This window comes from Agrobacterium sp. NPDC089420 (genome assembly GCF_044900305.1).
Classification (GTDB): Bacteria; Pseudomonadota; Alphaproteobacteria; order Rhizobiales; family Rhizobiaceae; genus Agrobacterium.
On the sequence record NZ_JBJDMY010000015.1, the window covers coordinates 44,226 to 67,830 of the forward strand.

The 23,605-nt window shown below is 61.9% G+C and carries 18 protein-coding genes; 14 read left to right on the top strand and 4 right to left on the bottom strand.

The annotated features are described in order from the left end of the window. Nucleotides 1-216 precede the first annotated feature (216 nt). Complete coding sequence (locus ACI2KA_RS20680) at nucleotides 217-2,208, top strand: putative bifunctional diguanylate cyclase/phosphodiesterase (RefSeq protein WP_404504335.1); 1,992 nt, start codon at nucleotides 217-219, stop codon at nucleotides 2,206-2,208. Nucleotides 2,209-2,250: 42 nt separating this feature from the next. On the opposite strand, the gene ACI2KA_RS20685 is transcribed toward ACI2KA_RS20680, so the two are convergent. Together ACI2KA_RS20685 and ACI2KA_RS20690 are read right to left on the bottom strand one after the other, a co-directional pair. Next, on the bottom strand, nucleotides 2,251-3,327 hold the full coding sequence (locus tag ACI2KA_RS20685) for an Ldh family oxidoreductase (protein WP_404504336.1): 1,077 nt from the start codon (nucleotides 3,325-3,327) through the stop codon (nucleotides 2,251-2,253). A gap of 87 nt (nucleotides 3,328-3,414) precedes the next feature. Next, on the bottom strand, nucleotides 3,415-6,153 hold the full coding sequence (locus ACI2KA_RS20690) for a DNA translocase FtsK (RefSeq protein ID WP_404504337.1): 2,739 nt from the start codon (nucleotides 6,151-6,153) through the stop codon (nucleotides 3,415-3,417). 377 nt (nucleotides 6,154-6,530) lie between these two features. On the opposite strand from ACI2KA_RS20690, the gene ACI2KA_RS20695 reads away from it, so the two are divergent. The 7 genes from ACI2KA_RS20695 (at nucleotide 6,531) to ACI2KA_RS20725 (ending at nucleotide 13,022) form a co-directional block, all read left to right on the top strand. Then, on the top strand, nucleotides 6,531-8,138 hold the full coding sequence (locus tag ACI2KA_RS20695; RefSeq protein WP_404504338.1) for an ABC transporter substrate-binding protein: 1,608 nt from the start codon (nucleotides 6,531-6,533) through the stop codon (nucleotides 8,136-8,138). Between the two features lie 9 nt (nucleotides 8,139-8,147). Further along, a complete protein-coding gene (locus ACI2KA_RS20700; protein WP_404504339.1) occupies nucleotides 8,148-9,137 on the top strand; it encodes an ABC transporter permease in 990 nt (329 codons plus the stop codon). Further along, on the top strand, nucleotides 9,134-9,964 hold the full coding sequence (locus ACI2KA_RS20705) for an ABC transporter permease (RefSeq protein ID WP_404504340.1): 831 nt from the start codon (nucleotides 9,134-9,136) through the stop codon (nucleotides 9,962-9,964). The genes ACI2KA_RS20700 and ACI2KA_RS20705 overlap by 4 nt, the downstream gene beginning before the upstream one ends. After that, nucleotides 9,961-10,764, top strand: a complete 804-nt coding sequence (locus tag ACI2KA_RS20710) for an ABC transporter ATP-binding protein (protein WP_404504341.1) — start codon at nucleotides 9,961-9,963, stop codon at nucleotides 10,762-10,764. Before ACI2KA_RS20705 ends, ACI2KA_RS20710 begins: the two co-directional genes overlap by 4 nt. Then, a complete protein-coding gene (locus ACI2KA_RS20715; protein WP_404504342.1) occupies nucleotides 10,761-11,546 on the top strand; it encodes an ABC transporter ATP-binding protein in 786 nt (261 codons plus the stop codon). Before ACI2KA_RS20710 ends, ACI2KA_RS20715 begins: the two co-directional genes overlap by 4 nt. A 3-nt stretch (nucleotides 11,547-11,549) precedes the next feature. Beyond that, complete coding sequence (locus tag ACI2KA_RS20720) at nucleotides 11,550-12,668, top strand: pyridoxal-phosphate-dependent aminotransferase family protein (RefSeq protein WP_404504343.1); 1,119 nt, start codon at nucleotides 11,550-11,552, stop codon at nucleotides 12,666-12,668. A gap of 165 nt (nucleotides 12,669-12,833) precedes the next feature. Further along, on the top strand, nucleotides 12,834-13,022 hold the full coding sequence (locus ACI2KA_RS20725) for a hypothetical protein (protein WP_404504344.1): 189 nt from the start codon (nucleotides 12,834-12,836) through the stop codon (nucleotides 13,020-13,022). A gap of 345 nt (nucleotides 13,023-13,367) precedes the next feature. Here ACI2KA_RS20725 and ACI2KA_RS20730 read toward each other — a convergent pair whose 3' ends face one another. Then, the gene (locus ACI2KA_RS20730; protein ID WP_174057710.1) at nucleotides 13,368-15,179 is read right to left on the bottom strand and encodes an IlvD/Edd family dehydratase; all 1,812 of its coding nucleotides are present in this window, start codon (nucleotides 15,177-15,179) and stop codon (nucleotides 13,368-13,370) included. 519 nt (nucleotides 15,180-15,698) lie between these two features. On the opposite strand from ACI2KA_RS20730, the gene ytfQ reads away from it, so the two are divergent. The 5 genes from ytfQ to ACI2KA_RS20755 all read left to right on the top strand — a co-directional run bounded on the left by ytfQ (nucleotide 15,699) and on the right by ACI2KA_RS20755 (nucleotide 21,136). Continuing rightward, on the top strand, nucleotides 15,699-16,658 hold the full coding sequence (ytfQ, locus tag ACI2KA_RS20735; RefSeq protein WP_404504345.1) for a galactofuranose ABC transporter, galactofuranose-binding protein YtfQ: 960 nt from the start codon (nucleotides 15,699-15,701) through the stop codon (nucleotides 16,656-16,658). A 181-nt stretch (nucleotides 16,659-16,839) separates the two neighbouring features. Then, entirely contained in the window at nucleotides 16,840-18,363 is a 1,524-nt protein-coding gene (locus ACI2KA_RS20740) for a sugar ABC transporter ATP-binding protein (RefSeq protein ID WP_404504346.1), read from the top strand. Then, nucleotides 18,363-19,406, top strand: a complete 1,044-nt coding sequence (locus tag ACI2KA_RS20745; RefSeq protein ID WP_404504347.1) for an ABC transporter permease — start codon at nucleotides 18,363-18,365, stop codon at nucleotides 19,404-19,406. The genes ACI2KA_RS20740 and ACI2KA_RS20745 overlap by 1 nt, the downstream gene beginning before the upstream one ends. Next, on the top strand, nucleotides 19,403-20,383 hold the full coding sequence (gene yjfF / locus ACI2KA_RS20750; RefSeq protein WP_404504348.1) for a galactofuranose ABC transporter, permease protein YjfF: 981 nt from the start codon (nucleotides 19,403-19,405) through the stop codon (nucleotides 20,381-20,383). Before ACI2KA_RS20745 ends, yjfF begins: the two co-directional genes overlap by 4 nt. A gap of 18 nt (nucleotides 20,384-20,401) precedes the next feature. Beyond that, a complete protein-coding gene (locus ACI2KA_RS20755) occupies nucleotides 20,402-21,136 on the top strand; it encodes a FadR/GntR family transcriptional regulator (protein WP_404504349.1) in 735 nt (244 codons plus the stop codon). 130 nt (nucleotides 21,137-21,266) lie between these two features. On the opposite strand, the gene ACI2KA_RS20760 is transcribed toward ACI2KA_RS20755, so the two are convergent. Continuing rightward, nucleotides 21,267-22,484, bottom strand: coding sequence for an MFS transporter (locus ACI2KA_RS20760; RefSeq protein WP_404504350.1), 1,218 nt, complete (start codon nucleotides 22,482-22,484; stop codon nucleotides 21,267-21,269). A 182-nt stretch (nucleotides 22,485-22,666) separates the two neighbouring features. Between ACI2KA_RS20760 and ACI2KA_RS20765 the strand changes: the two genes are divergently transcribed. Further along, the gene (locus ACI2KA_RS20765; protein ID WP_404504351.1) at nucleotides 22,667-23,605 is read left to right on the top strand and encodes an AraC family transcriptional regulator; all 939 of its coding nucleotides are present in this window, start codon (nucleotides 22,667-22,669) and stop codon (nucleotides 23,603-23,605) included.

Sequence of the window (23,605 nt, forward strand, 5' to 3'; positions counted from 1 at the left end):
TAGCGTATTTTTTTGGTCACACTCTTGGGCAGAGGAGAAAGCGAATACGCAGTTTAGTGAAACTTAATGTTGCGAACGTATGATGCGTTCTTCCTTTCCATGGTCTGCGCAAGTATCGGCAGAGATCGGCAGGAACCCGCACCGGATGCGGCAGCACACGGAAAAGTGGAATAAGCAGTTACTTGATAAAGTATACGCAACACTATGGGAAAGTGCATGAAGCACACATTGGGAGAGGTGGGTGGACAGCAAGATTATCGGCAGCCGGACTCCCGGTTTTCTGATGAACTTCTTGCCCTCTATCAGCAGGAAGGTGAACGCAGCCGCCGCGGTTCGATCAGAAGGGGCCTGTGGACGGCTGTCTTCATCTATCTGCTGTTTGCCATTACCGACATCATTCTGATACCCGACGTCGCTTTTTATGCGATCGTCGCCCGCCTGTTCGTGGTCTCTTCGGCGCTGCTGACGCTGGAAATACAGTTGCGCAGGGGCGCCAGCACATCGGCGCTGGACCTCACCTGCGCGACGGCGCTCGTCATGGGTTACATTGGCTGGCTGCTGCCGTCGCTTTTTACCGACAACGTCGAAAACATGTCCTATTACATGATTTTCGGAACCATATTCATGATGGGCGCCAACCTGTTCTTCACGTTCCGCTTCCATCTGTCGCTCGTGTCGTCGGGCATCATTCTCGTAACCTATTTTCTGGCGGTGGTGCAGTTTCCCGAGGACGTGTTCTACAAGCTGGCCTTCGGCACGTTTTATATCTCATGCTTCGTCTTCACCTCCTATGTGAACTGGAACCTGAACCGGGAACGCTACCACGTCTTCGTCAACGGGCTGGAAGCCAAGGCCCAGCAGAAGGCGGCGGATGAACGTGGCCAGGCGCTGCTGCGGCTTTCGAATACGGATTCCCTGACGGGCCTGCAGAACCGCCGTGCCATCGACCATCATCTGCGCCTGTTGTGGGACAACTGGACCAGAAAGGAGGAAGGTTTCGCCGTTCTCCTGATCGATGTCGATTTCTTCAAGAAATATAACGACCGCTACGGCCACCAGGAGGGCGACAAATGCCTGGTGACGGTGGGCAATGCGCTGCAGGATGCAATTGCCGGACATGGCGCCTCGATCGGCCGTTATGGCGGTGAGGAATTCATTGTTCTCGCGCCCTTCCAGTCCAAGCAGCAGGTTGGCGAACTGGCCGAAGTGATCCGCCACACCGTTGAGGACCTGTCGCTTGCCCACGACCAGCGCCGGGACGGCACCTTTGTCGTCACCGTCAGCATCGGCGCGTCCTTCACCCGTCCCAGTGCGGACGGCAAGCTGGAGAAGATCATCAACGAGGCTGACAGGGCGCTCTACATCGCCAAGGGCAACGGCCGCAACTGCATGAGGCTGTTCGACCCCGACGATCCGCAGACCAGCGACGAGACGGAAAACATCGCCGCGCTGTTGAAAATCGCCGTTGCGGAAGATCTGATTTCCCTCGTCTATCAGCCGATCCTGAACGTCGCGAGCAATGAAACGCCCGGCGCCGAGGCGCTGATGCGGCTTCGCCTGCTTGACGGCAACGCCGTTTCGCCCAGCGTCTTCATCCCCATCGCCGAGCGCACCGGCACGATCATGGAACTTGGTCTATGGACCATCAAGACCGTCTGCAGGCAGATTCTCGCCGATGACCGGGTGGGCGTCGTCAGCGTCAACGTATCCCCGATGCAACTGAAGAATCCGGGCTTTGCCACCTCCGTCGCGGCAATCCTCGTCGAGGCCGGCATCGCCGGCAACAGGCTCGCCTTCGAGATTACCGAAGGTCTGGACATGGAGATGCACTCGGATGTGCTGCGCTGCCTGAACGACCTGAAAACGCTCGGCATCAATATCTGGCTCGATGATTTCGGAACGGGTTTTGCCGGCCTTTCCTGGCTGCGCATGACCGATTTCGATACCGTCAAGATCGACCGCTCCTTCCTGCACGACAGCAATACGCCGCGCGGCAGGGCGATGCTGCAGGACATGATCCGCCTTATCCGCAACCGCGGCCACAAGATCCTGATCGAAGGCGTGGAGACGGAAGAGCAGCTGCGGCTGGTGCGCCAGCTGGAGATCGATTTCGCGCAGGGCTATTATATCGGCCGCCCCGTCGCGGCCGAAAGGCTGAACGTCGCGGCACCCTATACGCATCCCAAGATGCTGTCGCGCCCCGCCTGACGACATGCGGGCGCAGGAAAGCCCAGTCGGCCGCCGATCCCCTTAATGATAGGCGGGCAGGTTGATCGAGAATTTCGCCGCCAGATCCGAAAAGGCCGCACGGGTAACAGGATCGACCGGCGCCCCTTCCCTTTCCCGCCTTGCCGCCACCGCCCACTCCCGGTCGCCGGGGGCCATGACCTTGCAGTCCTCGCGAACGGGCGAGCCGCGCAGCACTTCGAGGTAACGTTTCATGCCCTCGTCGAACGCCGCGCGTTCGAGGAAGGCTTCCGGCTTCAGCGCCAGCACGAAGGCTCCAAGGCCGCGCGGCGTTGAAAAATCCGGGCCGCCCATCGGGGCTATATCGAAGCTGAGCTTCATGCCGGTGAGAACGGCGCTGAAGATCTCGACCATGCCCGCCAGCGCCGCGCCCTTGAAACCGAAAGCGCCGCCCAGCGGCGCGAGCATCTCGACGGCATGCGGGTTCTGCGTATCGACGCCGTCACCGTCCGACGCGACACCTTCCGGCAATTGCCGCTCGAGGCTGCGGTAAAGCAGAACGCGATTATACGGCACGGCACTTGTGGCCATATCCAGAAGCCAGGGCATGTCATCCACCGCCGGGACACCGACGGCGATCGGATTGGTGCCGTGGAACCGCATCGCGCCATCATGCAGGCGCACGAAACTGTCGGAGTTGCAGAAGGCGATGCCGATGTAACCCTTGCGCGCCGCCTCCAGCGCATAGGCGCCGGCCGGGCCGAAATGCGAGGAATTCCGGATCGCCACCGCGCCGATGCCGAATTTTTCGGAAAGCGCCATGGCATTGTCCATGGCCGCATAGGTGGCGCGGGCACCGTGGGCGTGATCGGCATCGATGGTTTCCACCGCACCGAAGCCGGAGACCCGGCTGATCTGCGGCCGAGGATTGAGACGCCCGCCTTCAAGTGCAGTGATGTAATGGGCAAGCAGGCGCACGCCGTGGCTGTCGACGCCGAGCCTTGTGCCGTGCATCATCGCGCGGGTCGCGGCATCGGCCGTCTCGTCATCCGTGCCGGCGGCCAGGAACACGCCGCGGCAGAACCGCTCCAGCTCATCCAGCCTTGCCAGAACGGTGACGTTTTCATTGCTGTGCGACATGCGGGGAACCCTCCCGATTCCAGAATCCATGCCGCACAGGCTATTCACGGGACGCGTTTTTGCAATCGAATATCGCGTCGCGGATAATCAATCATCTGCCCCCATGGCGTCGTAGGGATCGCGCTCACCGGCGATGATGGCGCGCTTGCCGACATGGTTTGCAGGGCCGACAATGCCTTCCTGCTCCATGCGCTCCACCAGCGAGGCGGCGCGGTTATAACCCACAGACAGGCGGCGCTGGATATAGGAGGTCGAGCACTTCTTGTCGCGCATCACCACCTTGACCGCCTTTTCATAAAGATCGTCGCTGTCATCGTCGCCCATCGAAGTCTTGTCGAAGACAGCCGTATCCTCTTCCGCCTCTTCATCGGCCTCCTCGGCGTCTTCGGTAACGGTGCCGAGATATTCCGGACGCCCTTGCGTCTTCAGATGCGCCACGACCTTTTCCACTTCCTCATCCGATACGAACGGGCCGTGGACACGGGCGATGCGGCCGCCGCCCATCATGTGCAGCATGTCGCCCTGGCCAAGCAGATGCTCCGCGCCCTGTTCGCCAAGGATGGTGCGGCTGTCGATCTTCGACGTCACCTGAAAGGAGATGCGGGTCGGGAAATTGGCCTTGATCGTGCCGGTGATGACATCGACCGACGGGCGCTGGGTCGCCATGATGAGGTGGATGCCGGCGGCGCGCGCCATCTGCGCCAGGCGCTGGATCGCGCCTTCGATCTCCTTGCCGGCGACCATCATCAGGTCGGCCATTTCATCGACGATGACGACGATGTAAGGCATGGCCGTGAGGTCCATTTCCTCCTGCTCGTAGACAGCCTCACCGGTGGCGCGGTCGAAGCCGGTCTGCACGTTGCAGAACACCGTTTCGCCCTTGGCGCGGGCAGCCGCTGCCCTTGCATTGTAACCGTCGATATTGCGCACGCCGAGACGCGACATCTTGCGATAGCGGTCCTCCATTTCGCGCACGGCCCATTTCAGCGCCATGACCGCCTTTTTCGGATCGGTGACAACGGGCGTCAAGAGATGCGGAATGCCGTCATAGACCGACAGTTCAAGCATTTTCGGATCGACCATGATCAGGCGGCATTCTTCCGGCTTCAGGCGGTAGAGCAAAGACAGGATCATGGTGTTGATGGCGACCGACTTGCCCGAGCCGGTGGTGCCGGCAACCAGCAGATGCGGCATCTTCGCCAGTTCGGCGATGACGGGTTCGCCGCCGATAGTCTTGCCGAGGCAGAGCGCGAGCTTCTGACGGGTTTCGGCATAATCGGTCGCTTCGATCAATTCGCGCAGATAGACCGTTTCCCGCACCGGGTTCGGCAGTTCGATGCCGATGACATTGCGGCCGGGCACGACGGCGACACGGGCCGAGAGCGCCGACATGGAGCGGGCGATATCGTCAGACAGACCGATGACGCGCGAGGATTTGACGCCGGGGGCGGGCTCGAACTCGTAAAGCGTCACGACCGGGCCGGGGCGGACATCGATGATCTCGCCCTTGATGCCGAAATCTTCCAGCACGCTTTCCAGAAGCCCGGCGCTCTGTTCCAGCGCCTCGGGCGTCATCGTCGTAGTCTGCTGGACGCGGGCTTCCTGCAGAAGATCGATGGAAGGATATTCATATTCTCCCTCGGCAAAGACCGGCGCTTCGCGGAACATCGGTTGCGAAGCCTGAATGGGCGCGCGCGGCGCAAAACGCGGCTCGGCCGTCATTTTTTGCGCCGGCTGGACCTGTTCGACAGGCGGCTGCGGCTCGACGACCACAGGGGCTTGCGCCACCGGCGGCTGCACGATTTCCTGTTCGATGAGGGGAATAGTGGCGGCGGCGACTGCCTGACGCACGCCGATTTCCCGATAGAGCCGGATCGCGGAGCCACCCGGCACGGTGACGACAGGCGGTTCCGACGACAGCACGACGGCGGCGGCCGACACCGCGGAAACGGCAGAAACAGGCTGTATCGGCATCGGCATCGGGTTCGTCAGGACCGGATTTGCGGATACCGGGCCAAAACTGGCGTGCAGATAGGCGGGAACGCTCTCGCCGGCATCACCCGGCAGATCGAGCGTCATGACCTCCCAGAAAAGCTCGTCCGGCAGATGCGCGGCAAAAGCGGGAATGGATGCACCCGGCGCAGCGGCCTGCGCGGCAGCGACCGGTATCTCGGCAGGTTGCGGCTGAAAAGCGGAGACTGGCCGCTGCGGCACCGGTGCGTCTGCCGGCATGGGCACAGTCGCGACGGCCTGAGCCGGCGCCTGTGCGGCGGTGACGGCTTCTTCCGCCTGTTTGCGGGCAAGCTCCAGCCGCAATTTATAGGTCAATGCCCTGGCACCCCGCGCATCCGGCGGCTGCGGCAGGAACGGCATGCGCGGCGGCGGCGCACGCTGCTCCGCCGGCTTTACGACTGGCGCAGAAGACGGAACGGCTTCCGGCTGCTCGGCCTGCTGCTGCACCGCGGCTTCCGGCTCCACCGTTTCAGGCGCAACGACAGCAACCACGTCGTCCTCGGGAATATGGGGCGTCTCGACCGGCATCCGCCGCGCAAAGGCACTCTCCGGCGTGCGGGTGAAACGGACATTCGGGCCAAGCACGAAAGCATTCTGCCAGCCGGGCATTTCCGCACGGCCTTCGATGGCGTCGGCGGCGCTGACGTCGGCATTCGGCCGGGGTGCAACACCAGCCTTCGTCACCATTGCCTGCGGCGCGGCAGACGGCTGGCCGCCGGCGTGACGAGCCTTCTCGCTCCCCTCCCCTGCGCTATTGGACGAATTCTGGAATCTGGATCGGGAGAAGCTCATGGCAGCGTGCACACTCATCATAAACGTACATATTTCGGTCCCTTTGAAATAAAAAATAAAGGTTAATTACCCCTTTCCAAACCGGCCGTTGCCGGCAGATTTTCGCGTGACCGGGAGGTATACAGAAGCACCATCCACCACTGCGGGCAATAATCAAACCATTGATTTTTATTTATTAAATTGTCTTCCTTGGGAGAATTCCGGCCATAAGTTGCGGCAGGGAAAAGCGGATTGCCGCCGGTAAAGCATATTGTTTCTGCAAATGCGTCCGCAACGTAAAATCATTGCTGTAAAGGGCGCGAATTAACGTGGACACTGCCGAGGTTGCAGTCTTAAGATCGGCGTGCCGCGGACCCAGCGGAAAGGCCCGCCTCGCCCTCATTTCCGGAGTGAAATTCATGTCGCCTGTCCAGCTATCCCGCCGCTCGCTTCTCAAGACATCGCTTGCTCTTGCCGCAACCACGGGACTGGCGGGAATTGCCGCAGCGCAGGAGAAAGCCGGGGGACGACTGATCGTCGCAGCCGATTCAGAGCCGAAAAACCTCAACCCGGCCATCGTCGCCTCCAATGGCGTGTTTTATATCGCCAGCAAGATCGTCGAGCCGCTGGCGGAAGCCTCCTTTAATGGCAAGGACGGGCTGGAGCCGCGGCTTGCGACCGAATGGCGGGGATCGGATGATGGCCTCAGCGCCACCTTCAAGCTGCGCGAGGGCGTGACCTGGCATGACGGCAAACCCTTCACCTCGGCGGATGTGGCCTTTTCGGCGCTTTCAGTGTGGAAACCGCTGCAGAACCTCGGGCGGCTGGTCTTTGCCAATCTCGAAAAGGTGGAAACGCCTGACGACCACACGGCCGTCTTCCATTTCTCCAAGCCCACGCCGTTCCAGCTCATCCGCAATGCTTTGCCGGTGGTCACCAGCGTCGTGCCGAAACATCTCTATGAAGGCACCGATATCGCCGCCAATCCGGCCAATACCAAACCGGTCGGCACCGGGCCTTTCGTTTTTGCCGAATACAAGCCCGGCGAATATTACCGCCTGACCCGCAACCCGAATTACTGGGGTAAAGGGCAGCCGCAGCTCGAGGAAATCATCTATCGTGTCTTGCCCGACCGGGCAGGCGCGGCCTCGGCGCTGGAGGCGGAGGAAATTCAGCTGGCCGCCTTTTCCGCCGTGCCGCTCGCCGATCTCGACCGTATCTCGAAAGTACCGGGCATCAAGGTGATCGCCGACGGCTACGAGGCGCTGACCTATCAGCTGGTGGTGGAAATCAACCACCGCCGCAAGGAACTGGCCGATCTCAAGGTGAGAAAGGCGATTGCGCACGCCATCGACAAGAAATTCGTCATCGACAAGGTCTTCCTGGGTTACGCCACGGCGTCCACCGGGCCGGTACCCAAAAACGCGCCGGAATTTTATACCGACGATGTCGAGACCTATGATTTCGACGTGACCAAGGCCAATGCTCTGCTGGATGAGGCCGGATATGCGCGTGGCCCCAATGGGACACGGTTTTCGCTCAAACTGCTGCCGGCGCCTTATTTCAACGAAACGAAGCAGTTCGGCGCCTATCTTCGCCAGGCGCTGCAGCAAATCGGCATCGACGCCGAGCTGGTGAATAATGATTCCGCCGCGCACCAGAAGGCGGTCTATACCGACCACGCCTTCGATCTTGCCATCGCCCCACCGGTCTTCCGCGGCGATCCGGCGATCTCGACCACCATTCTGGTGCGCTCTGGCATACCGGCGGGCGTCGGTTTTTCCAACCAGGGCGGTTATGAGAACAAGGCGCTGGACGCGCTGATCGACAAGGCGGCGGAGACCGTGGATACGGCCGCGCGCACAGCGCTCTACAAGGATTTCCAGAAACAGGTCGCAGCCGATCTGCCGCTGATCAACGTCGCCGAATGGGGTTTCATCACGGTGGCGCGCGACACCGTCAAACATGTCGCCAGCAATCCGCGCTGGGCGGTTTCCAACTGGGCGGATACGGCGGTCGACACCTGAGGCAACGCCGTGAGACGCACGGCGACATTGCTGCGGCGAAGGGCACTCAGCGCCATTCCGGTGCTGCTGATCGTTCTCATCTTCACCTTCGCCCTGCTTGAAAATGCGTCCGGCGATGCGGTGGATGCCTATCTCGTTTCCATCGGCGGCGGCGATGCCGGGTTGCGGGATGCGCTGCGTGAACAATATGGCCTCAACGGTTCGATGCTCGCCCGCTTCTGGCTCTATGCCAGTTCGGTGCTGCGGCTCGATCTCGGCTGGTCGCTGGCCTTTGACCGGCCGGTGCTGGGGCTGATCCTCGAGCGGCTGCCGAACACCCTGCTCCTGATGGGCAGCGCCACCGCACTCGCCTTCATCCTCGGCACCGCGCTCGGCATCGTCGCCGGCGCACGACCCGGCGGGCTGACCGACCGCGTGCTCTCCGCCGTGTCGCTTACGCTTTACGCCACGCCCGGCTTCTGGCTCGGCCTCGTTCTCGCCATCGTCTTTGCCGTACAGCTTCGCTGGCTGCCCACGTCAGGCATCGAAACCATCGCCTCGGGCAAAGAGGGCTTTGCAAGGGCGCTGGATATTGGCCGCCATCTCGTCCTGCCCGTCGCCAGCCTCGGCCTCATCTATCTGGCGCTGTTCCTGCGCGTCATGCGCGCCGCCATGGCCACGATATGGCCGCTGGATTTCGTGCTTTTTGCAGAGGCCAAGGGGCTTTCCAGACGGCGGGTCGTGCTGCGTCACGTTGCCCGCAACGCGGCGCTGCCGCTCGTCACCGTACTTGGCCTGCAGGCCGCCACCATGCTGGGCGGCAGCGTGGTGATCGAAAGCGTCTTTGCCATTCCAGGTTTCGGCCGGCTGGCGCAGGAGGCCGTCAGCGGCCGCGACACGCCGCTGCTGATGGGTATCATCCTCACCAGCGCCATTTTCGTCATCCTCGTCAATCTTGCCGTCGACATTGTCTATTCCGTACTCGATCCGCGCATCGGCAGCGGGGAGAGTGCGGCATGAGTTTCGCTCTCAGGCTCCTGCGCAGTTTCGAAGGCGTGACGGGCACCGTCCTTCTGGCGTTGCTGGCGGTAATTGCGCTCTCCGCGCCCCTCCTGTTCCCCGGCGATCCGCTGGCGATCGTCGGCGAGCCGCTGATTGCGCCCTTTACCGATGCCGCCCTGCCGCTCGGCACCGACCGGCTGGGCCGCGATGTGCTGGCCGAACTCGCCCATGGCGCGCAGGCCTCCCTGCTCGTCGGCATGGGTGCGGCCGCCGCAGCACTTGTGATCGGCACCGTCATCGGCACGATTGCCGGTTTTGCCGGCGGCCTCGTGGATGAAGCGCTGATGCGCGTCACCGATGCCTTCCAGATCGTACCGAACTTCCTGCTGGCGCTTGCCTTCGTCAGCACCATCGGCCCCTCCATGCCCATCGTCATCCTGGCCATTGCGCTTGGCGCATGGGCGGATCCGGCGCGGTTGATGCGGGCGCAGGTGCTGAGCATCCGCGAGCGTGACTATGTGCAATCCGCCCGCGCCATCGGCATGCATCCGCTGGAAATCGCCTTCCGGCAAATATTGCCCAATGCCCTGCCGCCGGTTCTGGCGCTTGCCGCCATCATCGTTGCCGCCGCCATCCTCACCGAGGCGGCGCTCTCCTTCCTCGGGCTTGGCGATCCCAATATCGTCACCTGGGGTTCGATGATCGCGGAAGGACGCAACGTGCTCCGCTCAGCCGCTTTCCTGTCCGTCATCCCCGGTATCGGCCTGCTGGTCACGGTGCTCGGTGTCTATCTTTTCGGAGAAGGTATCAACAGGGCGATGGCGACGAGGAGGCAAGTGTCATGAGCGGCAACGCCCTTTGCCGGATCGACGATTTCAGCGTCCGTTACGCCGCGGCCGATGCACCGGCGCTGCGCAAGGTTTCCCTGACGATACGGCAGGGGCAGCGGCTGGCGATCATCGGCGAAAGCGGCTCGGGCAAATCCACGCTCGGCAAGGCAATCGCCGGGCTTCTGCCGCAGGTGGCGCTGGTTTCAGGCGATATTTCCTGGAGCCGCGACAGCGGCCTTTTCACCGGCAGGCCGATGCCGGGGCGCGACATCGGCACGATCTTTCAGGATACCGGCGCAACCCTGAACCCGGTTCTGACCATCGGCGAACAGGTGGCGGAAGGTGCGGTGCGGCATCTCGGCCTCTCATGGCGGCAGGGGCGCGATCTTGCCCGCGATCTTCTGGAACGGGTACGGCTGCCGCATCCTTCGCATCTGCTCACCGCCTATCCGCACCAGCTTTCCGGCGGGCAGCGGCAACGTGTGGCGATTGCCGCCGCCATCGCGGCGCGTCCTTCGATCCTGATTGCCGACGAGGCGACAAGCGCGCTCGACACGGTAACCCAGGCGGCCATCGCCACCCTTCTCGATGATCTCGTGCGCGAGGAAGAAAGAACGCTGGTTTTCATCACCCATGATATCGGTCTTGCCTCCAGCCTTGCCGACGAGATCGCGGTTTTGAACGCCGGCGAACTGGTGGAGCACGGCCCGGCGCGGCGGGTGCTTTCCGCGCCCGCCCATGCCTACACGCGAGTCCTGCTTGCCGATTACCTCGATCTTTCGACCCCGCCGCTCCTCAGCGAGGCAGCGCCATGAATGAAGCCCTTCTGAGCGTGGATGGCCTTTGCAAGACCTATCGCACCGGCGCAAGAACGGTGACGGCGCTCTCCGACATCTCGTTTTCGCTCAAGCGCGGCGAGACGCTCGGCCTTGCCGGCCCCTCCGGCTGCGGGAAATCGACGCTGGCGCGCATCCTCATGCGGCTGATCCATTCCGACGAAGGCAATGTCCGTTTTGAAAACCGCAACTGGCTTGCGCTTGACGGCAGCGCATTGCGCGCCGCCCGGCAGCAGATGCAGATGGTGTTTCAGGATACGCATGGCGCCTTCAACCCGCGCGCCACCGTCGAAGATGCCATAGGCGAGCCGTTGCGCATTCACCGCATCGTTCGAGGGCGCGACCGCCCGGCGGAAATATCCCGCCTCCTCGACCGTGTCGGCCTGCCCGCCGCCTATGCCGGGCGTTCGGTCTTCGAGCTTTCGGGCGGGCAGAGGCAGCGTGTGGCGATTGCCCGCGCCATCGCGCTCAAGCCGTCGCTGCTCATTCTGGACGAAGCGGTCTCGGCGCTCGATGTTTCGGTTCGCCGGCAGATTCTCGAACTCTTGGTGGAAATACAGCGGGAAACGGCGATTTCCTGTATTTTCGTGTCCCACGATCTCGCCGTCATCCGCGCCGTCTGCCACCGTGTCGTGATCATGGAAGCGGGACGGATCGTCGAAATCGGCGCGACCGGAGCGATCATTGCCGCGCCGCAATCCTCGACCGCCAGAAGCCTGATCGACGCCGCACCGCGGCTCACCACCACCATGCAAGGATAAGACATGCCCGCCCCGGATTATGCATTGCTTCTCGACCCGCCCGCTTTCCCTGCCGAACGTTACGCCGTGCTGGCCGACCGGCTGGCGGCCCTGATGGGCACAAAAAACGATGTGCTGCTGATACAGGCGGAAGCCGTGCTGGCGCTGGAGGCGGCGGCCACCAGTCTTGCCCGGCCGGGGCTGACGGCGCTCAACATCGTCACCAGCCCCTATGGCGCCTGGTTCGGCGGCTGGCTGGAGCGCGGCGGCGCGACGGTGCGCAACCTGGCGGCCAGCCCGGCAAAGCCGGTGACGCTGGAGGAGGTGGAACGGGCGCTGGATCACGGGCCGGGTTTCGACCTTCTTTCCATCGTGCATGCGGAATCGGCAAGCGGCATTCTCAACCCCCTGCCCGCCATTGTCGAACTGGCGAAAGAAAGAGGCGTCGTCACCCTCGTCGATGCCGTTGCCTCGATTGGCGGCCATGCCTTCGAGGCCGACAGACTGGGCATCGATATCGCCGTCATCGGGCCGCAGAAGGCGTTGGCCGGCCCGGCCGGCATATCGGCCATTTCGGTCAGCCCAACGGCATGGGAGCTTCTTTCGCACGACAGGGCGCCCGCCAGCTCCATGCTCTCGCTTCTCGACCAGAAGAGATTCTGGCTGGATGCCGGGCGCGGCGCGCTGCCCGGGACGCCGGCGCCGCTGGAATTTTACGCGCTGGAGGCCGCGCTCGACAGGATCGAGGCTGAGGGTCTGCCAGCCGCCAATGCACGTCACGAGCGGGCGGCGACGGCCACCCGTCATGGCATCAGGGCGCTCGGGATCGCCACCTGGGTGGAGGAAGCGCATGCGTCAGCGCTCGTTTCCACGGCGATCCTGCCGGATACCGTCGAAGCCGGAGCATTTTTCGCCGCGGCATCCAAGGAGCGCGGCGCGGATATTTCCGCAGGCGTCGGCCCCGGCGCGGAACGGCTGATAAGGCTCAACCATACCGGCCGGCGTGCGCATCCGGAGGCGGTGAAGGCCAATATCACGGCGGTATCGCGTGCCCTGAAAAACCTCGGCCATGCGGCAGACACCGATTCCGCGCTGGAAGCCGCCGCAAACCCCTATTCCGAGGTCGCCGCAAAAGACCGTTGACGGCACCGCTAAACATTCATTGCGTGAAATCCGGCACCGGTGAAATGCCAATCACGACATTGTTGTTAAAAATAGTAGACAAATTCCGTGGCCAATCTTGACGAAATCATGGCAACGCGCGAAACTTAACACACCGTTAACTCGCGTGAAGAAGGGAAACTGGCCATGGTAGCAGGGTTCAACATGCTCTCCTTTGACCTCTTTGGCATCGGCCGAAGAATGCCCGTCGTCAATGAGCGGGTGGAGACCGATCTTCAGGACAAGACGCCGCGCCGGCCGGACGACGAACAGCATGACGACGACCGCGACCAGGAATATGAACTGTTCTTCTGGTCGCTTTATCCGGTGATTTAAGTTTGTGACTGCTGGCCGCGAACGCGTCGCCAAGAGCGCCAAAACCACACTCGGCGTCATCCTCGGCCCTGCGCCGAGGATCTCATCATGTCTAATAAAATCAGTCGGTTGCAGATCCTCGGGACAAGCCCGAGGATGACGGATGAGGGTTTGGCAAGCCTCGGCATTCATTTGATGACGTCGTGCCCGGTTTACGTCCGCAGCGTCGCGAACGCCTCCTAACACCTGCTAAATCAATATAATCCAGCATATCCCATAAGTTAGACCTGACAGCTGCGTTGCAGGCAGGAATAACGATGGAGAGGAGCAAGCCCTCCCCATCATTAAAACGTCAACCACGCCACTTCAGTGGTTGTCGCGCGGCAAGCCCTTGGTCTGGGCGATGCGCTGATACTTCACGGCCGGCTCTAGAACTGCGCCGGTTTCCATCTGGCTGACGATGCCGCGCTGGATTTCCTGCCATGGCGTCTGGTGGTCCGGGAACTTGTAGCCGCCTTCGGCCGACAGCGCCTCGTAACGCTTGGCCAGTTCCTCACCGGAAATCAGGATGTCCGCCTTGCCGCGGCCGACATCGATGCGGACGCGGTCACCCGTCTGCAGGATGGCGAGACCGCCGCCGGCCGCCGCTTCCGGGGAGGCGTTGAGGATGGACGGGCTTCCCGACGTGCCGGACTGGCGGCCATCGCCGATGCAGGGCAGCGAATTGACGCCTTCCTTCAAAAGATAATCCGGCGCGCGCATGTTCACCACTTCCGCCGCACCCGGGTAACCGATGGGTCCCGCACCGCGCATGAAGAGGATGGTGTTGGCGTCGATCTTCAGCGACGGATCGTCGATGCGGTGATGGTAATCCTCCGGACCGTCGAACACCACGGCGCGGCCTTCGAAGGCTTCCGGATCATTCGGATTGGAGAGGTAGCGGTTGCGGAATTCTTCCGAGATCACGCTGGTCTTCATGATGGCGGAGGAGAACAGGTTGCCGCGCAGCACGCGGAAGCCGGCACGTTCCTTGAGCGGCTGCTCATAGGGACGGATGACCTTCTCGTCCTCGATGATCGCGCCACGGCAATTGTCGCCGATGGTCTTGCCATTGACGGTCATGGCGTCTTCCATGATCAGCCCCTGGTTCATCAGCTGGTTGACGACAGCGGGAACACCGCCGGCATGGTAATAATCCTCGCCGAGATATTCGCCGGCCGGCTGCAGATTGACGAGCAGCGGCACGTCTTCACCATAGGTCTGCCAGTCATCCACGGTCAGTTCGACGCCGACATGGCGTGCGAGACCATTCAGGTGGATCGGCGCATTGGTGGAGCCGCCGATGGCGGAATTGACGCGGATGGCGTTGATGAAGGCATCCTTGGTCATGATATCGGAAGGCTTCAGGTCTTCCTTGACCATTTCGACGATGCGCAGGCCGGTGAGATAGGAGACTTCCTGACGGTCACGATAAGGGGCCGGGATGGCGGCAGAGCCCGGAAGCTGCATGCCGAGCGCCTCGGCAAGCGAGTTCATGGTGGTTGCCGTGCCCATGGTGTTGCAATAGCCGGTGGACGGAGCCGACGAGGCGACGAGCTTGACGAAGCCCTGATAGTCGATCTCACCCTTCGCCAGCAGTTCGCGCGCTTTCCAGACGATGGTGCCGGAACCGGTGCGTTCACCACGGAACCAGCCGTTCAGCATGGGGCCGACGGAAAGGGCGATGGCCGGAATGTTGACGGTGGCCGCCGCCATAAGACAGGCAGGCGTGGTCTTGTCACAGCCGATCGTCAGAACGACGCCGTCGAGCGGATAGCCGTAAAGCACTTCCACCAGGCCGAGATAGGCAAGGTTGCGATCGAGACCGGCGGTCGGGCGCTTGCCGGTTTCCTGGATCGGATGGACCGGAAACTCAATCGCGATGCCGCCCGCTTCGCGAATGCCTTCACGCAGGCGGTTCGCCAGTTCCAGATGGTGACGGTTGCAGGGCGAAAGGTCCGAACCGGTCTGGGCAATGCCGATGATCGGGCGATCGGACTGAAGCTCGGCCTGGCTCAGACCGAAGTTCATGTAACGCTCGAGATAAAGTGCTGTCATATCCGCATTGGCGGGGTTGTCGAACCACGCACGCGAGCGAAGCTTGCCTTGGGTTGCAGGCAGATTGTCGGATTTGGTCATGATGCAGGTCTCCAGCCGGAAGTGGCCAACGGTAAAATATTACGAAATGCGACAAGCTTATGTTGCGCGCAAGGAAAATGGAATCAGCTTGTGGAGAACGCATAACCGACGGAGCATGCCCAGACGAGTGGATTGGGGCTGTTCTTCGGCTTTAGCCGAATATTTTTCGGCATTTACGATGATACCGGCACTGTGCAACGGCCTCTCCCTCCCTGCGCTGTCGGATGGCGGCCGGCCTTTGGCACCGCGTTCCGTCTCAAGCCAATCTATTTATTTGTATTACTATTAGATGTCATCTCTCCCTGTCAAGCCGGATCAACGTCCGTTTCCGGCCTCCATCCAAGGAGAAAAAAGGCGTCAGAGAGATATATAAATCATTGATTTATTACATTTTAAGGTAAAATCCGAACAAGATCGGCATCCAGCAAATTGCAAAAACGCTAAAAAACCGCTTTTCAAGAGTATTACTATATGCTCATAGTACCGTCGTCACGCTGACATCATCTCTGGGAGGATAAGATGAGAAAAGCTCTTGCGGCATTCACTGTCGCCGTCTCCGCATGCCTTGCATCCAGTGTTTCCGCACAATCGCTCACCGTCGGTTTCTCGCAGATCGGCTCGGAATCCGGATGGCGCGCGGCGGAAACCACCGTCACCAAACAGCAGGCTGAAAAGCGCGGCGTCACGCTGAAATTCGCCGACGCCCAGCAGAAGCAGGAAAACCAGATCAAGGCCGTCCGCGGCTTCATCGCGCAGGGTGTCGATGCAATCCTGATCGCGCCCGTCGTCGCCACCGGCTGGGATGCGGTGCTGAAGGAAGCCAAGGAAGAAAAGATCCCCGTCATCCTGCTCGACCGGCAGATCGAGGCCCCGGACGATCTTTACCTGACCGCCGTGACCTCCGATCAGGTGCACGAAGGCAAGGTCGCCGGCGACTGGCTGGTCAAGGATGTCGGCTCCAAGGATTGCAAGGTGGTGGAATTGCAGGGCACGACCGGCTCCTCGCCCGCCATCAACCGCAAGAAGGGCTTCGAAGAGGCGATCGCTTCCCACGCCAATATCAAGATCGTGCGCTCGCAGACGGGTGACTTCACCCGCACCAAGGGCAAGGAAGTGATGGAAAGCTTCATCAAGGCCGAAGGCGGCGGCAAGGATATCTGTGCCGTCTACGCCCATAATGACGACATGGCCGTCGGCGCGATCCAGGCGATCAAGGAGGCCGGCCTGAAGCCCGGAACCGATATCAAGATCGTTTCCATCGACGCCGTGCCGGATATCTTCAAGGCCATGGCAGCCGGTGAAGCCAACGCCACCGTCGAACTGACGCCGGACATGGCCGGCCCCGCTTTCGATGCGCTCGAAGCCTATCTGAAGGACAAGAAGGAACCGCCGAAGTGGATTCAGACCGAATCCAAGCTCTATACGGCATCCGATGATCCGATGAAGGTCTACGAGGCGAAGAAGGGCCTGGGGTACTGAGCGACGTCTTCGAAGGAACGGCGCAATAGTTGCGCCGTTCCAGACGAGGGACGAAAGCCCGGCATAGAATGATCGTATATGGAGCGAGCACGTGCCGGCTGCTTTTTCCCCGGCGGGGAGAAAAAACCGCCGCCCCTGCGCGATCACTCCATCGAGACCCATATCGATACGGAACTGCTCAATGTCCGAAACGGCATCACTTCTGGAAGCACGCGCCATCGGCAAATCCTTTCTCGGGATCACGGCGCTCGATGGCGTCGATTTTTCGCTTCGGCGCGGTGAAATCCACGCGCTGCTGGGCGAAAACGGCGCGGGCAAATCCACGCTGATCAAGATCCTGACCGGGGTTTACCACCGAGACAGCGGCTCGATCTTTCTGGAGGGAGACGAGATTTCGCCCGCCAATGTCGGCGAGGCGCAGGCGCTTGGGATCGGCACGGTCTATCAGGAAGTGAACCTTCTCGAAAACCTGACGGTTGCCGAAAACCTGTTTCTCGGCCGCCAGCCGCGCCGCTTCGGACTGATCGACCGCAGCACGATGCAGAAGCAATCCCGGGCGCTGCTTGCCCAATACGGGCTTTCCATCGATGTCAATGCGCTTCTCTCCAGCTATTCCGTCGCCATCCGCCAGATCATCGCCATTGCCCGCGCCGTCGATCTTTCCGGCAAGGTGCTGGTGCTGGACGAACCCACCGCCAGCCTTGATGCCCATGAGGTCGAGATGCTGTTCGGCGTCTTGAAAAACCTGCGCGCGCGCGGCATCGGCATCGTCATCATCACCCACTTCCTCAATCAGGTCTATGATATTGCCGACCGGGTGACGGTGCTGCGCAACGGCCGCCTTGTCGGCACCCGCGACATCGGCAGCCTGCCCCGCTCCGAACTGATCTCCATGATGCTGGGCCGCGAGCTTCAGCACATCACCCATGAACACCAGGCAACCGAAGATACGGTTGCCGAGGGCGAACCACCGATCCGTTTCGAAGGGTACGGCAAACGCGGCAGCATCGCCCCCTTCGATCTCGGCATCCGTCCCGGCGAAATCGTCGGCGTCGCCGGTCTTCTTGGCTCCGGCCGAACGGAAACCGCCTTCCTGCTGTTCGGCATCGACCGACCCGATACCGGCACAGCGACGATTGACGGAAAACCGGTGGCGATTTCGTCTCCGGAGGCTGCGATTGCGCAAGGCTTCGGATTCTGTCCGGAAGAGCGCAAGACGGATGGCATCATCGGCGACTTTTCCGTCACCGACAACATCGCGCTGGCGCTTCAGGCCCGGCAGGGCTGGGCAAGGCCGCTCTCGCGACGGCAGAAGGCGGAACTGGCCGAAAGCTTCATAAAATCGCTCGATATCCGCCCGGCCGACCCCGATCGGCCGATCAAATTCCTGTCCGGCGGCAACCAGCAGAAGGCCATTCTGGCACGCTGGCTCGCCACCCATCCCCGGCTTCTGATCCTCGACGAACCGACACGCGGCATCGATATCGGCGCGCATGCGGAAATCCTGAAAATGATCGAAAAACTCTGCAGCGAAGGCATGTCGCTCGTCGTCATCTCCTCCGAACTGGAAGAACTCACCGCCGTTGCCCATCGCGTCGTCGTGCTGTCCGACCGCCGCCATGTCAGCGAATTAAAGGGCGGGGACGTCACCGCCAACAACATCATGCGGGCGATCGCCGATGCGGCCAGAACGGAGGCGGCGTGATGGCGGTCGTGACACGACGCCTGAAAAGGCTTGCTCCGCAGCTGGCTGCCCTCTTCATCATTCTGGCAGCGATTACAATCCTTTCACCGGGTTTCCTGCATGTCTCGTTCCAGAACGGCCGGCTCTATGGCAGCCTGGTGGATATTCTCGTGCGCGCCGCACCCGTGGCACTTTTGACCATCGGCATGACGCTGGTCATCGCCACCAAGGGCATCGATCTTTCCATTGGCGCCGTCATCGCGATCTGCGGCGCGGTCGCGGCAACGCTCATCAGCAATGGCCATTCCATTCCCTCGGTCATCGTCATCTCGCTGGCGGTGGGCATTGCCTGCGGGCTGTGGAACGGCGTGCTGGTCGCCCTTCTCGACATACAGCCGATCATCGCCACCCTGATCCTGATGGTGGCGGGGCGCGGCATCGCCCAGCTCATCACCGAAGGCGTCATTCTCACCTTCAACAATGACAGCTTTGCCGCCATCGGCTCCGGCTCCTTCGCAGGCATTCCGCTGCCCGTCATCATCTGGGTGGCGGCGGCACTTTTGATCGGCCTGCTGGTGCGCAAGAGCGCGCTCGGTTTCCTGATCGAGGCGACCGGCATCAACCGCCGCGCGGCAGCGCTTGCCGGGGTCAGGGCACGCTTCCTGCTGTTTTTCGTCTATGCCGTTTCCGGCCTCTGCGCGGCCATCGCCGGCATGATCGTGACCGCCGATATTCGTGGCGCGGATGCCAATAATGCCGGGCTGTGGCTGGAACTGGACGCGATCCTTGCGGTGGTGATCGGCGGTACATCGCTGAATGGCGGCCGTTTCTCCATCACCGCCTCGCTGATCGGCGCGCTCATCATCCAGACCATCAATACCGGCATCCTGGTCTCGGGCTTTCCGCCGGAATTCAACCTCATCATCAAGGCTGGCATCATCATGGTGGTTCTGACGCTGCAATCGCCGGCGATCATGACCGTCTTCGGTTTCGTGAAAGCGCCGAAGCCGCATGTCAAACCGGCGGCCAGCAATGGCATGACCAAGGAAGGAACCGCGCGATGATCCACAGCCGCAACCTGCCCTTCCTCACCACGCTGACGATCTTCGTGATCGCCTATCTGCTGTGCGTGCTGCAATATCCGGCGATCTTCTCGACGCGGGTGATCGGTAATCTCCTGACCGACAATGCCTTTCTCGGCATCGCGGCGGTTGGCATGACCTTCGTCATCCTGTCGGGCGGCATCGATCTCTCCATCGGTTCGGTCATCGCCTTCACCAGCGTCTTCGTGGCGGTGATGGTCGGCACCTATAATGTGCATCCGCTGCTTGCCTTCACCACCGTGCTGGCGATCTCGACGCTGTTCGGCTGCCTGATGGGCGCGATGATCCGCTTCCTCGCCATCCCGCCTTTCGTGGTGACATTAGCGGGGATGTTTCTGGCGCGCGGTGCCGCCTATCTGATTTCCACCCAGTCGGTACCGATCTCGCATCCCTTCATCGATGCGATACAGGGCTTTTATTATCGCTTTCCCGGCGGCGGCAGGCTGACGGCGCTGGCGATGCTGATGCTTCTGGTCTTCGCCGCCGGCATGCTGATCGCCAGCCGCACCCGCTTCGGCGCCAATGTCTATGCGCTTGGCGGCAACCCGCAATCGGCCGAGCTGATGGGCGTGCCGATCGGCAAGACGACCATCGGCATCTATGCGCTTTCCGGCTTTCTCTCCGGCCTCGCCGGCATCGTCTATACGCTCTACACCTCGTCAGGTTATTCGCTGGCGACGGTGGGTGTGGAACTGGACGCCATCGCCGCCGTCGTCATCGGCGGCACGCTTCTGACCGGTGGCACGGGGCTGGTGGCGGGCACCTTCATCGGCCTGCTGATCCAGGGGCTGATCCAGACCTATATCGTTTTTGACGGGACGCTTTCCTCCTGGTGGACGAAAATCGTCATCGGTGTGCTGCTTTTCGTCTTCATCGTGTTGCAGCGCGCCATCATCTGGTATTCAAACAGGAGACTGGCCGGGCCACACCCGGCATAACCACCAAGGGAGGCATGCTTGGGGCTGCTCGAAACGACGATAAGCGGGCGAAAACGCCGGAACAGCCACGCCCATGTGGTCTCCGAACTCGGCAGCGCCATCGTCTCGGGCAGAATTGCGGAAGGGTCCCTGCTCCCCAATGACGCCGAACTCTCCATGCGCTTCGGCGTATCGCGCACCGTGCTGCGCGAAACCATGAAGACGCTGGCGGCCAAGCGGCTGGTAGAACCCAAGGCAAAGGTTGGCACCCGCGTTCTCGACCGCTCAAGCTGGAACTTCTTCGATCCGGATGTGCTGGGCTGGCGCTGCGAGGCCGGCATAGACCAGGAATTCGTCACGCATCTGGCGGAAATCCGCCTGGCGCTGGAGCCGGCGGCGGCAGCGGCGGCGGCCCTGCAGGCCTCCAATGACGATATCGTTTCCCTCTATGTCATCGCCGCCAAATTCGACAATCCGCAGCATACGCCGGAAAGCATCGCCAAGGTCGATCTCGAATTCCACCTTGCCGTGGCGCATATGTCCGGCAATCCTTTCATGCGCTCTGCAAGTGGACTGATCGAGGCCGCACTTGCCATTTCCTTCCAGCTCTCCTCACCGGCCGCCTCACCCGGCACCATCGCCGAAATCGCATCGAACCACCTGCGTATCGTCCACGCCATCGCGGCGCGGGACGCCGATGCGGCGGTGAAAGCCATGCGCCACGTGATCGAGGTGGGCAAGGACCGGACTCAGAAGGCGATCAAGGCGCCTTGAAGGCGCCGTGATCAGGATCGAACGGACGCCATTTTTGTCTCCACCCCGGCGGGGAGAAAAAAGAGGCGGCAACCGCTTCGATCAACGGTGGATCCGCCCGAAGGCGGATCCTTTTTCTTCACCCGGAATATTATCCCTGTGAGGCTTCGACCTGCGGCACCACGCCCCGGCGCGACGCCATCAGCGATGCGCCGAGGAGCGCCGCGATGGCCACGAAGACGAAGACCATGGTCGCGCCCTGAAGATCGATCAGCAGGCCGCCCAGAACAGCACCGCTGGAAATGGCAATCTGGAAGGTGGTGAGCAGCAGCGCGCCGGCGCTTTCGGCTTCATCGGAAGCGACTCTCGTGATGAAGCTCTGCACACTGACCGGCAGCGCACCGAAGGCGAAACCCCATGAGGCGATGGCAAGTCCGGCGATGGCGGGCGATGCCCCGGCAAGCACCAGCACGGAGGCGGAGGCGGCAATCAGGGTAGCGGCGATGGTTACCGCCCAGGCCGTGTTTCTTTCGGCCATGAAACCACCGAAGAGATTGCCGAAAAAGCCGCCAATCCCATAGGCCAGAAGGACAAGGGAAATGGCCTCGACGCCAAGCTGGGGCACATCTTCCAGAAACGGGCGGACATAGGTGAAGCCGGCAAAGTGACCCGCAACGATGAACAGCGTCGTCAAAAGTCCGATGCGCACCTGCGGCCGCTGCAACAGCCGGAACATGGTGGAGAGACCCGGCGCGCCGGCCGGCGGCAATGATGGAACCGTGAGCAATTGCACGACGAATGCGATGACGCCCACTGCTCCGGCGACAACGAAGGCCGAACGCCAGCCGAGCGTTGCGCCGATCCACGCGCCCACCGGCGCGGCGCAGACGGTGGCGACCGAAACCCCGGTAAGAATGATGGCCATGGCGCGCGGCATCTTGTCGAGAGGCACGAGTCTCAGCGCCAGCGCCGCCGACATGGCCCAAAAGCCGCCAAGGCCGATGCCGAGCAGGACACGCGAGGTGAACAGCATGAAGAGGCCGTTGGCGAAGGCGGCCAGCGTGCTGGAAATGATCAGCAGCATGGTGAGCCCGAGCAGGGTGAAACGGCGATCGATGCCGCGTGTGCCGATGACGATGCCGGGACCCGCAACCGCCGCGACCAGCGCCGTGACGGTGATGGATTGTCCGGCGATGCCGGAACTGATGGCAAGATCGGCCGATAGCGGCGTCAGCAGGCTGACCGGCAGGAATTCCGCCGTCACCAGCCCGAAGACGCCGAGCGACAGTGAAACCACGGCGGCCCATTTGGCATCCGGTTCCTGTCGGCGCGGCGTATATTGGAGTTCGTTTGTGGTCCGGTTGGTCATGAAAATCTCCTGAAGCGCATTGTCAGAAATGCGCGCGAAACGGAATTGCAGAACAGTGGATCCGGTGGGAGTCCAATCCAGCGCCCGCAAATCGATGCACCGCAGGCTATGCGTGACAGCCCGGCGTTTCCATGCTAGAAAATCCGTATTCCTTAACCAATCGTCCAAATCTTGGAGCCGCCATGAATGATGCCCTGACGGAAATGCTGCGTGGCCTGAGGCTCGACGGCGTGGAATATGGCCGCTGCCGCATGGCCACACCCTGGGCCACGGCTTTTCCCGAACAGGAGGCGGCGCGGTTTCATTTCATCGGCGTGGGTCACGCCAAGCTGCGAAAACCTTCCGGGGAGTGGCTGACGCTGACCTGCGGCGATGCCGTGCTTCTGCCCCGGGGGCACGCCCATGTGCTGGCCAGCGGCGAGGATGTGGCGCCCTCCCCCTTCGACCGTTTCGGCAAGAAGGAAGTCTGCCAGGGCATTTTCGACATGGAATGCGCAAGCGCCGGCGGCGACACCGTGGCCTTTACCGCCTCTATGCGCTTCAACATGGACAATCTGCACCCGCTGTTGCAGCTGATGCCCGATGTGATGCTGACCAGCGATCTGGCCAAGAGCGACCCGGCCATTCCGCACCTGCTGGAAGCCATGACACGGGAAGTGGAACTGAACCGCGTCGGCGCGGGCGGCATTCTCGCAAGGCTTGCCGATGTGCTGACGGCGACCTTGATCCGCACATGGGTGGAATATGGCTGCGGCGATTCCAGCGGCTGGCTCGCCGCCGTGCGCAATCCGGAACTCGGGCGGGTGCTGGCGGCCATCCATCTCAACCCCGAAAAGGACTGGAGCGTCGAGGAACTCGCTTCCTTGATGGGCGCATCCCGCTCCAGTTTCTCGGAACGCTTCACCCGCGTGGTGGGCGAAAGCCCGGCCCGTTATGTGGTGCGCGTGCGCATGCATCAGGCGCGGCTGTGGCTGCGCGAAGGTATGCGCGTAACGCTGGCGGCGGAAAAACTCGGCTACGATTCCGAAGCCTCCTTCAGCCGCGCCTTCAAACGCGTCATCGGCGCGCCGCCCAGCCAGTTCCGCAGGAAAGATACGGCCGGGCTGGAGGATGCGGCATAG